12 protein-coding genes are annotated in these 14142 nt (G+C 43.2%); all 12 read left to right on the forward strand.

Annotated features, from left to right (window positions below; all coding sequences use genetic code 11):
* The first annotated feature begins 16 nt into the window (after positions 1-16).
* The 12 genes from SPI9445_RS0102030 (at position 17) to SPI9445_RS0102085 (ending at position 14137) form a co-directional block, all read left to right on the forward strand.
* Positions 17-859 carry an ABC transporter permease gene (locus tag SPI9445_RS0102030; protein ID WP_017303050.1) on the forward strand — a complete coding sequence of 281 codons (843 nt, stop codon included), beginning with the start codon at positions 17-19 and terminating at the stop codon, positions 857-859.
* 43 nt (positions 860-902) lie between these two features.
* Positions 903-2180, forward strand: coding sequence for an ABC transporter ATP-binding protein (locus SPI9445_RS23990; protein WP_017303051.1), 1278 nt, complete (start codon positions 903-905; stop codon positions 2178-2180).
* Positions 2181-2340: 160 nt separating this feature from the next.
* A complete protein-coding gene (locus SPI9445_RS23995; RefSeq protein ID WP_017303052.1) occupies positions 2341-3234 on the forward strand; it encodes a class I SAM-dependent methyltransferase in 894 nt (297 codons plus the stop codon).
* A gap of 8 nt (positions 3235-3242) precedes the next feature.
* Positions 3243-4478 (forward strand): glycosyltransferase family 4 protein, encoded by a 1236-nt coding sequence (locus SPI9445_RS0102045; protein ID WP_017303053.1) that lies wholly within the window; start codon positions 3243-3245, stop codon positions 4476-4478.
* The gene (locus SPI9445_RS24000; protein ID WP_017303054.1) at positions 4475-5521 is read left to right on the forward strand and encodes a glycosyltransferase family 2 protein; all 1047 of its coding nucleotides are present in this window, start codon (positions 4475-4477) and stop codon (positions 5519-5521) included. Before SPI9445_RS0102045 ends, SPI9445_RS24000 begins: the two co-directional genes overlap by 4 nt.
* Before the next feature lie 6 nt (positions 5522-5527).
* Positions 5528-6373, forward strand: coding sequence for a hypothetical protein (locus SPI9445_RS0102055; protein ID WP_017303055.1), 846 nt, complete (start codon positions 5528-5530; stop codon positions 6371-6373).
* 12 nt (positions 6374-6385) lie between these two features.
* Positions 6386-7546 carry a glycosyltransferase family 4 protein gene (locus SPI9445_RS24005; protein WP_071525253.1) on the forward strand — a complete coding sequence of 387 codons (1161 nt, stop codon included), beginning with the start codon at positions 6386-6388 and terminating at the stop codon, positions 7544-7546.
* Positions 7543-8391 carry a glycosyltransferase family 2 protein gene (locus SPI9445_RS24010; protein WP_017303057.1) on the forward strand — a complete coding sequence of 283 codons (849 nt, stop codon included), beginning with the start codon at positions 7543-7545 and terminating at the stop codon, positions 8389-8391. Before SPI9445_RS24005 ends, SPI9445_RS24010 begins: the two co-directional genes overlap by 4 nt.
* 25 nt (positions 8392-8416) lie before the next feature.
* Positions 8417-10261: a DUF8201 family protein gene (locus tag SPI9445_RS0102070; RefSeq protein WP_017303058.1), complete on the forward strand. Its 1845-nt coding sequence runs from the start codon at positions 8417-8419 to the stop codon at positions 10259-10261.
* The gene (locus SPI9445_RS0102075; RefSeq protein WP_017303059.1) at positions 10248-11396 is read left to right on the forward strand and encodes a glycosyltransferase family 9 protein; all 1149 of its coding nucleotides are present in this window, start codon (positions 10248-10250) and stop codon (positions 11394-11396) included. The genes SPI9445_RS0102070 and SPI9445_RS0102075 overlap by 14 nt, the downstream gene beginning before the upstream one ends.
* Before the next feature lie 26 nt (positions 11397-11422).
* The gene (locus SPI9445_RS0102080) at positions 11423-13039 is read left to right on the forward strand and encodes a hypothetical protein (RefSeq protein ID WP_164674452.1); all 1617 of its coding nucleotides are present in this window, start codon (positions 11423-11425) and stop codon (positions 13037-13039) included.
* 21 nt (positions 13040-13060) lie between these two features.
* Complete coding sequence (locus tag SPI9445_RS0102085; RefSeq protein WP_017303061.1) at positions 13061-14137, forward strand: hypothetical protein; 1077 nt, start codon at positions 13061-13063, stop codon at positions 14135-14137.
* Positions 14138-14142: the final 5 nt, after the last annotated feature.

Here is a 14142-nt window from a genome sequence, read left to right on the forward strand (position 1 = left end):
TTGAGCAATCCGGCGAATGTCTCACAGTTCTAGCCCTAAACCCCCTACGTTAATTATTGAAGCGGGGAAAACGGAAAAACACTATTGGCGCGATCTTTGGCGCTATCGGGAGTTGTTTTATTTTTTGGCTTGGCGGGATGTGTTGGTGCGTTACAAACAAACGGCCATCGGTATGGCTTGGGCATTACTTCAGCCCTTTTTAACGATGGTAGTATTAACGGTGGTGTTTGGTCGGTTGGCTCAGTTGCCGTCGGATGGCGCACCCTACCCGATCTTGGTGTTTGCGGCGATGTTGCCATGGCAGTTTTTCGCTAATTCTTTATCGGCTTGTAGTAATAGTTTGATTACTAATGCTCATGTGATCTCTAAGGTCTATTTTCCCCGTCTGATTGTGCCAGCGAGTGCGGTGGTGGTGAGTTTTGTGGATTTTTTGGTGGCGGGGATGATGTTGTTGTTGTTGATGGTGGTGTACAATTTTGTCCCGACTTGGCGGATTATTTTCTTGCCGTTGTTTATTGCGATCGCCGCGTTAGCCAGTTTGGGGGCTGGATTATGGCTGTCGGCCTTGAATGTGAAGTATCGGGATTTCCGCTATATTGTGCCGTTTATCGTCCAGTTTGGGCTGTATCTCTCTCCGGTGGGGTTTAGTAGTAATGTGGTGCCAGAACGCTGGCGCTTGTTGTATTCTCTCAATCCGATGGTGGGGGTGATTGATGGGTTCCGTTGGGCGATTTTGGGGGGAAATTTTCATCTTTATCTGCCGGGATTTTTCCTGTCTCTGTTTTTACTGTTGGTGCTGTTGGTTAGCAGTTTGTGGTATTTCCGCAAGACAGAACGAACTTTTGCGGATATCATTTAGGGGAAAAATACTTATTGCTCTTTACGGTTGACCTGATTGCCCCATGTCCGATGTTGCCATTCGTGTGGAAAATCTCGGTAAGAAGTATCTGCTTAACCATCAGCAGGAGAGCGATCGCTATGCTTTACGGTATGCGATCGCCAATGGGGTGAAACGGTGGGGGAAACGCCTCTTGCACCCCCGGCAAGGGTTGACTCGTCCTGAGATTGAGGAGTTCTGGGCGCTCGATGATGTGTCCTTTGAGATTGAACAAGGCGATCGCGTCGGCATCATCGGCCGCAATGGTGCCGGAAAATCTACCCTCCTAAAAATTCTTAGCCGCATCACTGAACCCACTACCGGACGCATTACTCTAAAGGGGAGAGTGGCCAGTTTATTGGAAGTTGGTACCGGATTCCACCCAGAACTGACGGGACGGGAAAATATTTATTTAAATGGTTCAATTTTGGGCATGAGTCGCCAAGAAATTAACCGAAAATTTGATGAAATTGTGGCTTTTGCTGAAATTGAAAAGTTTCTCGATACCCCGGTTAAACGCTATTCTTCGGGGATGTATGTTCGTTTGGCTTTTGCCGTTGCTGCCCATTTAGAGCCGGAAATTTTAGTGATTGATGAAGTTCTAGCGGTGGGAGATGCCCAATTTCAAAAAAAATGTCTGGGCAAAATGGAAACGGTGGGAAAAGAGGGTCGGACGGTGATTTTTGTCAGCCATCAAATGGGCATGGTGAATCAGCTATGTAATCAGGCGTTTTGGTTAAGTCAAGGGGTTTTAATTCAACAAGGTTCACCCCAGACCATTATTAATGCTTACCTAGAGTCCATGAATCAAGGGGATAGCAACCGCTTTGTTGCCTCTCCTGATTTGCCCAATGAAATTCATATTTTTAGTGCTGAAACTGTCAATAATTTAGGGGAAGCATACAAACAGTTTGCTCACAATGAACCCATTATTTTAAGAACTAAGATAAAAGTATTAAGTTGGATTGAGAATACAAATTTTTGTCTGGTGTTAAGTGACAGGCCAGGGCGAAAAATTTTCACATCGGAGTATAGTTTAGATAAGATTGAGTCAAGGGCGGAGGAGTTTGAGCTAGCGTTTGAAATTCCTCCCAACTTTTTACAACCCAATTCTTATTATTTTGATTTATGTCTTCATGTTCCCAATGTGCGTCATATTGAAACTATCTCAGAAGTCTGTGAGTTTAGTATTATTGACTTTGGGTCAGATTTTTCAATGTATAATGAAGAGGTGGACAGGGGCTGCATATTTGCCACATTTTGTCAATGGCAGGTTCAATATTTAATGGGTCATGAGGTCTGAATTTTATGCTTTGAGAACCGATGGTTTTTAGTCCACTCATTGCAACCCCAGATATTCGACAAATTGACTCAATTGTTGTGAAAATAGCAGGCTTAAACAGAACCTAGAATCGTTGTGATTTGATGGTTCATGGTAACTCTCCTTTAGAGATGATGGCATTATGACACAGTTTGATTTTACGCTTTTTTCGCTGGAGGAACAGCAGAGTTTAATTGATTTGGTTGAAAAAATTCCCCACAGTCCTCTGGAATTGGCGGATATTTGGCATCTCCTTGATGAGATTTGGGATGAGTTAGGTTGTAATAATGAAAGGTTAGAAGAACATCAAATTAAAGCCTTTTATCAACATCCTGTTTGGTTACTCAATGGGGTATTTACCGAAACGGATTCTGTCTCTGTACAACATCGCCTTTCTATTGCCACTTGGGTAGCCCAAAATCCAGAAGTTACAAGGGTTTTGGACTTTGGGGGGGGCAGTGGTGCGATCGCCCGTTTCATTGTCCAAAAGAATCCGCAGCAAGCTGTAGATATTTATGAACCTTTCCCCCATCCTTATTTTGTACAACAAACGAAACCCTTTCCCCAGATTAAATTTATTCAACAGTCTGGCAATAATTATGATTGTTTAATTAGCACCGATGTTTTAGAACACACAGATGATCCTTTAAAATTACTGGCTGAGATGATTTCAACGGTGCGGATTCAGGGATGGTTAATCCTCGCGAATTGTTTTCTCCCGGTGATTAAATGTCATATTCCCTCAACTTTTCATCTTCACTATACTTTTGATCAGTTTGCTGAAAAAATGGGGCTTAAATGCCTAGGAGAATGTGCAGGTAGTCACGGCAAAATTTATCAAAAAGTGGCTGATGTTGCCTTAGATTGGGAAACTCTACGTCGTTTAGAAAAAGGTTCTCAAAAAACCCATAAAATCCGCCAAACCTATCAGCATTGGGTTCATCCTGTTTCCCTCCGTCTGAAATATTGGCTGGAACATCCCCTAGATTCAGTGCAGAAAATGGCCTCAAAGCTTCAACCTAACAGGAAAGGATAGATTCAACTATGGTTGAAGTGCTACACATTAATCAATCGGATATCAAAGGGGGGGCGGCTATTGCAGCTTATCGTCTCCATCAGGGGTTATTGCAGCAGGGGGTAGAGTCGCGTTTACTGGTAGGAGAAGCAAAACAGGCAGGCGATCGCATTGCTATTATACCCCGTCGTCTCAGGTTAGAAAACCAGCTTTCTCGCCTTAATCGACGCTTGAGTTTAAACTATCTCAATGTCATCAGCAGTTTTGAAATTCCCCGCCATCCCTTTTATCAGCAAGCAGAAATCCTGAATTTTCATAACCTCCATACGGGTTATTTTAACTACTTAGCCCTTCCCTCTCTCACCCGTGAAAAGCCTGCGGTGTGGACACTTCATGATATGTGGAGTTTTACCGGACATTGTGCCTATAGTTACGATTGCGATCGCTGGAAAATTGGCTGTGGTCATTGTCCCTATCCCCAAGAATACCCCGAAATCACCACGGATCACACCCCTTGGGAATGGAAACTCAAAAACTGGCTTTATCAACAGTCTAACTTAACCATTGTTACCCCCAGTCATTGGTTAGCCCAACAAGTGAAACAGAGTCTCTTAAAACACTGTCATCTTGAAGTCATTCCCTATGGCATTGATTTAGACACTTATCAGCCTATTTCCCCCTCTCTTGCCCGCACTGCCTTGGGCATTAATCACTATAAAAATGTCCTTTTATTTGGCGTAGAAAACCTCAGTTATCGCCGCAAAGGTGCAGATTTATTAATCGATGCCTTAGAAAAATTACCCCCCACCCTGAAACAGGAAACCGTCCTGCTCACCTTTGGGAATAGTAGTGATAAAATTGCTCAAATCGTCGGAATTCCTAACGTAAACCTAGGCTATATAGAAAGTGATCGACTCAAAGCGTTATGTTATTCTGCCGCCACCTTAACCCTATTTCCCACCCGTGCCGATAACTTACCCCTCGTCTTACAAGAAAGTTTAGCCTGTGCTACTCCTATTATTTCCTTTAATGTGGGAGGAGTACTAGAATTAATTGAATCTGGCAAAACCGGATACCTAGCAGAAGCCGAAAATGTAGAACAATTTACCCAAGGAATTTTAGAACTTTTGGAAAATTCCAGTCTGGTTGAAAAAATGTCCCAAAATTGTCGTAAAATAGCAGAGCAACGATACAGTTTAAGCCAACAAGCCCAGCAGTATAAAAACTTATATTATCACACTTTAAGCCACTTTAAACCCTCATGACGATTCTCACACAAGCCCTCCATTTAAAAGATTTGCCCCCTCCCCCCTCCGACAAAACCGGATGGCCTTGGGATCTAGAAATAAACCTCTTAAATCAAGTAGTAGATCCTGAACAATTGCCCTTAATTACCATTGTCACCCCCAGTTACAATCAAGGACAATTTTTGGAGGAAACCATTCGCTCGATTTTACTCCAAGGCTACCCCAACCTAGAATATATTATTATTGACGGAGGCAGTGATGACAATACCTTAGAGATTATTCGCCAATATGAACCCTTTTTAGCCTACTGGATTAGTGAACCTGATGGCGGACAATCTGAGGCACTAAATAAAGGCTTTAAACGGGCAACAGGGGAACTCATTGGCTGGCAAAATTCCGATGATACCTATGCTCCCCATGCTTTATGGTATGCGGCCAATGCTTATTTAAACAATCCTGCTGCTGATGTTATTTATGGGGAAGTTCACCATATTGATGAACAGGATAATTTTATCAAAAAATATCCCGTTATTGAAGCAACAGTTGAAAACATGATCCCTTACTCTAGCGTGAGTAATCATTCCGTTTTCTATCATCGTAAAATCTTTGAAAATCAGCAATGGATTAACTCCGAACTAAAACACTGCATGGATCAGGAATTTCACTTACGCTTACTCTTAAAAGGGTATCAATTCACCTACGAACCTCGTATTATTGGCTATTGGCGCATTCATGAACAAGCCAAATCCACCCGACAATTAGAAGTCTGGTCAAAAGAAGCCTTTCAACTCTGTAAATCCCTCTATCAGCAATCTGATCTTGAGCCAAAAATTCGGCAAAAAGCGAAAGACTGTCTCTATGGATTTTGTTTAGATAACTTCAGTAAAGGCAGGGTGGAAAACTTCCATGAAACCGTCAGGGAAATTATCCAGCTTTTTGGTCTTCAAGGGCTAACCTTCAGTATTATGGTAAAATACCTAATTTCCCTCGTCGGTAGTGAGAATTTATCTCGACTCCTTGCCTTAAAAAATCGCTGGAAAAATCTACCCCAGAATCAATAATTTAACATGGTAAACTTTGCCTATCGTGCAGCACGACTCCAAGGGAAACTAACTCGTTCCCTCTATCAAAAAATTATCCCCCAAATCGTCAAAAAGCCCATCACACAAACCCCAAAAATTAAGGCTGTTGTTTATGCCTTATCCTGTGAGCGAGATTTCCCGGAACAAGTGGTGAGTTTACGTTCTTTCTTAAACCATGTAGGGATTCCTGAACAGTTTATTATTATCTCAGATGGTTATAGCGCCAAGAGTTGCCAGTTATTGCAACAGATTCATCCCTGCGTCAAAATTATCCCCTTAAACGAGTTTATTGGAACTAAACTCCCGGCTAAAGTTTACCACTACGCTCAGATTCAATCAATGGGGAAAAAGTTAGCGACTCTGCTTTCTATCCCCCACCATACCGTTAGTATTTACACCGATTCCGATATTCTCTTTTTCCCCGGTGCCAGCGCGTTAATCCCCCTAATTGAGTCCTCAGCCTGCCATTCCTACTATTTACCAGACTCCAATCCTGCCTTTGATTTTCGCCTCATCCACCACCCCCAAGAGGCAGAAAATCCCATCAATGGGGGGTTTATTTTATTTAAAAAAGCACCGGATTGGACTGAGGGAATAGAGCGTTTTTTAAACCTTCCAGAAGAACCCAATTATTTTACAGAACAAACCATTGTTCACTTGACAATGCACCAAGACTGTGCTAGAGCTTTACCCTCTCAACATTATATTATGGGTCGAGAAGACGAGTTTATTTATTTAGATCAATATGCGCGACAAAAGGATGTTATTTTACGTCATTATGTAACCCCGGTTCGCCATAAATTTTGGGGTAACTTTGAGTTTTTATTCTAACCCTTTAAGCCCATGAAAAGACCGCTTAAAATCCTGATGATGCTCCATATGCCCTGGAATCGAAACCTAGGCGGTTCACGGGTACAAATTGAACTAGCCGATGAATTGATGAAACTGGGGCATCAGGTGGAAAAGTTTGCCTTTGAGGATGCCTTTCCTCAGTTTAAAGGCACAGCATGGGAGACGATAACTCGACCGGATTTTGCGGTTAAAGCCAATAAATTTATTCAAAGCTACGGTCATCATTTTGATATAATTGACGCGCATCAAGGCAACTTAACGTTACCCAAAGAAAAGCTTAATTTTCAGGGACTATGGATAAGTCGTTCTGTGGGACTTCATGAACTCTATTTTCAGTTTGAATGTGCCGCAGCGCGACGGTTTCCGCCCTCTCGCTTCAAGGTTCGTCTGTGGAATCAATTATTACGATGGCGCAATTATCGAGAAGTGATGAACTGTCACAAAAGCTTTCAGTATTGCGATATAATTAATCTGCCTAATGCTACAGAATTAGACTATTTAGAAACCTTTGCTGAGAAAACGGTAGTCTTTCCCTTTGGACTATCTCAAGAACGACGAGAGGTATTAAAAGCGGCGATACAGCCTGTTTCTCTACGCTTATCTCATCCGAAAGTGGCGTTTATTGGGACGTGGGGGTATCGGAAAGGTTCGCAAGATTGGGGGGGGATTATCCGGGAAATTCGCGCACAAATTCCGTCGGTTGAATTCGTCTTTTTAGGCACAGGATTAAGTGAGGAAAAAGTATTACAGGATTTAGAAATGAGTCGGGTTTCTTGGCTGAAAGTGATTCCCCAGTATGAGAGTGAACAATTGCCTAAATTATTAGGGGATTGTACGGTGGGAGCATTCCCCAGCTATTTAGAGGGTTTTGGCTTTGCGGTGTTAGAAAAACTGGCGGCTGGTTTACCAACTGTGGCCTATAATGTAGCCGGACCGAAGGATATTTTAGCCTCTCTGCAAGAGACAAGTTTAGTGCCTGTGGGAGATGGGCAACAATTCAGTCAAAAAATTATTGAAATTTTGCAATATGATGAGGGGAGTTATCAGGAATTACAGCGTCAGGGATGGGAATTAATGGAACAATTTGCTTGGGAAAAAATTGCCCGGGATATGTTATATGTTTATCAGTGCCGTCTGGAAGCGATGGGATGAGTTCAACTGGAGTTAAACTAAGTATTGCATTAGTGACGCGGAATCGTCCTGAGTCTCTCAATCGCTGTCTGGAAACTGTGCGATCGCAAAATTGCCAACCTTATGAGATAGTCGTCTCAGATGACTCCGATCCTGACCATCGTAGCACCACCCAGGCGATCGCAGAACATTGGCATTGTCGCTATATTCCTGGCCCCGGTAGGGGATTATATGCCAATCGGAATCACGTTGCTTTCGCTTGTCTCGGCACCCATATCCGCACAATGGATGATGATCATATCTTACCCCCCGGTCATCTGGCACAATGTTTAGTAGCCCTAGAACAAGATCCTTTTTCCATCTGGACAACGGGAGAAATTGGCTATATTAATGGAGAATATTGTGCCACAGCCCACCGAGCGAATCAACTCTGTAAATCGGGAGTCGGGATGACCATTGAAAACCTCGATGATAACTGGGGAATTGCCGATGGTTCAACCATCTATCCTCGCGTAATTTTTGACCAAGGTTTAGCCATGTTAGAAGACTATCGTTATGGTTCTAGTTATTTAGAATTTGGAGCTTATTTATACTATCATGGCTTTCGTTCCCGATGTATCCCTAACGCTTACATTGAACACTACGGGGATGAAATGACCATTACTCGTTACAATGCTACCATTTTAGAAAGTTATCTCTACGCCAGTTTGTGCTTTAATTTGTACTTTAAACGCAGTTATACCAATGCGCTTAAATATGCCATGATTTACCTCTGGAAACTTCGCCAAGATGCCCCCATTTTCCCCCGTTTAACCCGCATTTTAAACCACATCGAGCAACGTTGGGGAAAAGCCCCCATCTCCTAAATTCCTGCTAAATTAGTTATCTACCATGTTTGTTCTCTTTTGCCTGTGGCTCATTTTAGGAAGTATTAGCTGGATTATTGGCACTGGGGTACTCCAGCGCACTCATGCCGTCAGTATAGCTCGATTCGGCGATCGCACCATCCTCGCCCTTTGGTTAGGAATCACACTCCTAGGGATTTCCCTCCTCGCCACTTCCCTCCTCCTCCCCCTCTCCCCCCTCGTCGGTGGTGTCGTTGCCCTCCTCCTAATTCTAGCCGCCCTACAGAACAAAAACACACGCCAAGAACTCTACAAACTCCCCACCCATCTATCCCTTAAAAGAATCCTAATCTACAGTATAATCGGCGTAATAATCGCCCTCTTCAATGCCCAACCCGTCACCGCTTACGACACCGGACTTTATCATTTTCCCGTCATTCAATGGCTATCCGAACATGGCACCGTCTTCGGATTAGCCCTCCTTTCCTACACCTTCGGTTATCCCTCCTCTTGGTTAGCCCTAGCCACCCCCTTTAATTTACCCACGATTGGCACCCATTTAGCCGCCACAACCGGAGGATTTGCCCTCATTCTTTGCCTCGCCCAAGGCATCATAGCCCTCGAACGAATTTGGCGAAAAAACCATCAATTTGTTGACTATTTCTTACTCATCTCAACCCTCATTTGCCTACCCATTTATATCTGGTTCAGTCTCCCCATATCCCCCTCCCCAGACGTGCCGCTATTAGGTCTATCTATCCTTGTTCCTTGGTTAATTCTCCTATTGAGTCAAGCCCCCAAACCCCCGCAAAAAACCGTCATTGATGCCAGTCTAATCGTTCTAATTTTAGCCGCCGCAGGACTGACCATTAAACTCACAGGCATGGTTTTATTTCTCACCAGCTTTGTCTTTTACCTATTCTTTAACACCTTTAGCCTAAAACGCTTATTTACAGGCATAATAACCAGTCTTATCCTGTTATTTCCCATGTTCAGTTATGGTCTGATTACCTCCGGTTGTCCCCTCTATCCAGCCCCCCTCTTTTGTGTTAATGTCTTCCCTTGGTCCGTCGGCACAGAAACAGCCCGTCAATCCGCTAAAGTCATCCAAAACTGTGCGCGTTGGTTGTGTCCCCCCGACCAACCCCCCGACGCGGAACCGTGGGATTGGGTTATTCCGTGGCTCATTGACCAACGACAAGCCACCTTTTTAATCCTTTGTTCCCTAGTTTTTCTCTACCTTCTTTATCGGTTATGGCAGCAAGATAAAATCTTTATCAACGGACAAAAATATATAATCAGTTTAGGGAGTTTAGGCACTTTATATATGCTTTATGGTAGTCCATCTTTAAGAATTGGCTTAGGCTATCTTTTTATCATCCCCGCCTTTTCTCTTGCTCTCGCTTTTGAGCATAGAAAACCAGTAAAGGCTTTCTCCTTTCTGATCATTGTTTTAACCACAAACCTCTGGTTAGGGGTTTCCTCTACTCTAGTTTTGGTCTTTGTTTCTACCCTTATTTTAACCTTAGTTGCTTATGTATTTTCTCCTAAAATCAGTGATAAATTCTACTGGATAATGTTCCTGATTTTAGTCAGCATTGTACAGATTAGAATGATACCGACCTACTTTGCTGGCTTTAACTGGATTCTCCCCCCTCCTTTACCCACCTTACCCTCCGAACAATTAATCACTGAAACGGTTAATGATGTGGAATATACCACCATGAACCCGAACTATTTATGGGAACGAGAAATCGGATTTTGGTCAACTCCCGATCAATGTTGGGCAACTCCTCTCCCTTGTAGCCCCTTTCTAACCCACGATGATATTAGACTGCGTGACCCGGAACAAGGTATTAGAGGAGGATTTATTAGAAATGAGCAAATTTAAACGCACAATTTACTTAATTTATCAAATTATTTTAGCTAAAATATTAGATGGTCTTTTGCTATTTTATCAGCGAAGACAAGCCGTTCCTCACTTGCCAGAAGACCCATTAGAACACCCTGAATCAATTTTTATTTTACGCAACAATGACTTAGGCGATTTACTCATTATTACCCCACTACTTGACGCACTAAGAAAACAATTTCCTCAAACCAAAATTGTTTTAGGAATAGGACACTGGGCGACAGAGATTGTTCAACATAACCCCCACATTAGCGAAATTATCCTAATCAATGCCCCTTGGTTTAATCGCGTCATTCCCCAGCAAAAAATAACCGATATTTTTACTTATATTTTTACCTCCCCAGAAGTGGCAAAACTCAGCCAACAAAAATTTACTATCGGGATTGATATTTTTGGCAGCTATTGGGGGGCTTTCCTCTTACTTCGGGCTAAAATTCCCTATCGTTTGGGGGTTAAAGGGTATGCCGGAGGATATCAGGCTATGCAGCAATATGTCCAGTATAATGAACGTGAACAAGTGGGGCGTTCTGCCTTGCGCTTTGCCGAACTTTTAGGAGTGCAAGACTTACCCCAATGTCGCCCCCAACTCTTTTTAACCAGCGAGGAAAAAGCCGAGGGTGAGAAAAAATGGTCTGAGGTTGCTACAGAATCCCAACAGCGTGTTATTGTAGCCGCAGGATCTGGTTTAGAAGCCAAATGTTGGCCGTTGGATTATTATATTGAATTAGTCCGAGAACTAGCCCAACGTGATAGTCTTAAAATCATCCTCATTGGCGGAAAAGGAGATATTCTAGCCGCCCAAAAAATCAGTTCATCTGCCCCTAACACGATTAACCTAGTCGGGAAAATGACCTTACGAGAAACCTTTGCACTAACAGCCCTGTCTCAGCTTGTCCTGTGTAATTCTAGCATGATGATGCACGCCGCCGCCGCGTTTTCTATTCCTACCCTAGTCTTGCTAGGTGATAGTTTTGCCTCTCAAGCTCAACATGATGACCAATGGGGCTATGAGTCTTGCTATCATAGTTTAGGCAAAGAGTTAGGACAACGAGACAAAATTTATACACCCGATGAGGTTTTAAATTATGCTCGGTACAATCAATTATTATTTTGATCTCAATCCATCCCCTATTTTTTACCATGAATATACATTCATTTAAAACTTTAAAATCGGCTCATTTACTCAACAATCTCTTAATCTATCTTAAAGTAAATTGGGCGTTAACCATTGGCCTCTTTTTAGCCGTATCTGTTCGCCTTACTTTTTGGATTTATACCGATCGAACCTGGGAAGATGCCTTAATTACCACAACCCACGCCATGAGTGCGGCCGAGGGAATTGGTTTAACCCATCACGCGGGAGAACCTCCCATTCACGGTTTTACCTCTGTTCTTTCTGTTCTGATTCCTTTAGTAGCAGAGGTAACAGTTTCAGGATCGGGTATATTTTTCCTGAAACTTTGTTCAGTGATTGCTAGTGTTTTGACGTTAATTTATGCCCATTCTATTGGTCAAAAATATAACCTTGATCAGTGGTCAAGCTTATTTGTTTTAGTGTTCTTAGCCTGTGATTATCAGCACATTTTTTATGGAATGGCAGGCATGGAAACTCAAGTCGCCGTTGCCATTATTGTGGCGGGGGCTTTTTATGTTATAAATCGGGCAACTATTCCCAGTGGAATTTGTTTAGGTTTAGCGTTATTAGCCCGTCCTGATTTTGTTTTGTGGGTTGCCCCTGCGTTATTTTTTCTGGGTGTCTATAACTGGAAAATTGCTAGAAATTCGGGTATTATTGCCTTTCTTGTTACCCTGCCTTGGTTAATCTTTACCTTGCTTTATTATGGTTCTCCTGTGCCGAATCCCATTAAAGCAAAAGCTGGGTTTTATTTTCAGGATCAACTGACAGAACATTCCTCCAAGTTAGCTGAATGGATGCACTGGATTGGGGTAAGACTGGATATGCACCGACTGCAAACTTGGAAGATGTTAACCCCTCTCTATAATGTTAATTCCGCCATTATTATTGATCCTCCAATTCGCTTTCGTTATGCCATCATCTTTGCTTTCATTTTTGTTACGTTAGCCTTGATTGGCATTTGGACTAAGCGTCGTTCCCTTGAGTTTTACCCCATCATTGGCTATTTAGGCATTTATTTAGTTTACCGAGTTCTCTTTGTTTTTCCTTTCTATTTTGATTGGTATTTACCCCCCTTTACGGCTTTTTTGGTTCTCTGTGCTGGCCTTGGAATTCATCGCTTAGGTAAAGCGTCATGGCAGGTTAAGCGAGGTTTAGCGATTGTTCTTTCTCTCGCCTATGCTTTCCATATTCCCTTTACCTTTCCCTTAGAACAGCGTGTACAATCAATTGAGAATCAAGTGCGTAGACCGTTGGGAGAATATTTAGGTCAAGTCATTCAACCCGGAGAAGCTATTACCTCTGAATCTTCCGGCTACATTGGCTATTATTCAAGGGGATTACTGTGGGATTTTCCCGGTTTAACGTCCCATACTTCTCGGCAGGTTTTAGAGAATGTGCCACCGGAGGATAACAATTTATACTATTTGATTGCTCAGTTAGAACCGACATGGATTGTTTTACGACCTAATGAACGAGATGAGCTAGCGAGAATGTACCCAGAAATCTATGCTAAATATCGGGTACATAAACACCTGAAGTCAGAAGTAGATTTAAACTATTTATTTATGTCTTATACCAGTATTGATCAAGAATTCTGGTTAATGCGTCGTGAGGATTAAATCCGAGGAGAGGAAAGCGGGATGAAAACCTTAGTGCAAATTGTGCCGACGTTACCTCCGGGAGTCGATGGTTTGGGAGATTACGCCCTCTATTTGGCTCAACAATTAAAGCAAGATTGGCACATTAACACCCGCTTTGTAGTGGGAGATGCCAATTGGCAAGGAACGCCAAACATAGAGGATTTTTCCGTCAGGGCTGTGTCGGAACGTTCTGCTAAAAGTCTCGGTGTTTTGTTAGAAGATACAGAGCAGATTTTACTCCAATATTCTGGCTATGGTTATGCACAACGAGGATGTCCTAATTGGTTAGCAAAAGGGTTAAAAACGTGGCGACAACAGGGGGGGTATTTAGTGACCTTTTTTCATGAACTCTATGCCTATGATCACGGCCCCCCTTGGAGTAGTTCCTTTTGGTACTCTCCCCTGCAAAAACGGGTAGCGCGTCGTTTGGTGCAACTGAGCGATCGCACCCTAACCAGTAAACAAGCCTATGCCCAGCGTTTACAAGCCTTACACCCTGCCCAAAGTTCCCCCATCTCCTCCCTCCCCGTCTTCTCCACCATCGGAGAACCCCCCCATTTAACCCCCTTAAACCAACGAACGAGACGGATGATAGTCTTTGGTCATCGTAACAGCAGAACCCTCGCCTATGAGCGGGATTTCGCCCAATTAGAGCGCGTTTGCCAGGCACTGGAGATCACCGAAATTGAAGATATTGGCGTTCCCCTAGATTTTCCCCTACCTTGCGTTAATGGGGTGACAGTGCGACCGTGGGGGGTGCTAGATGCCGGGAAAATTAGCGCACTCATGCAGGATGCGATCGCCGGATTTCTAAGCACACCTCCCCCAGCCTACCTCGCTAAGTCTACCATATTTGCGGCCTACTGCGCTCATGGTTTAATTCCCGTGTTAACCTTACCCCAACAGCAACCCGAAGATCACCTAACCGCCATGCAGGACTACTGGCACGCCCACCCAGAGCAAGTTAGCTTATCCTTCACTCAAGGAGAAGCGATCGCCCACCAAGCCCATTGTTGGTATCAAGACCATAGCTTACCCAAACAAGCTAAAATTATAGCGACTCTTTTTAGCCCTTAATCTGT

The sequence above is a fragment of the Spirulina subsalsa PCC 9445 genome (genome assembly GCF_000314005.1).
Taxonomy (GTDB): Bacteria; Cyanobacteriota; Cyanobacteriia; order Cyanobacteriales; family Spirulinaceae; genus Spirulina_A; species Spirulina_A subsalsa.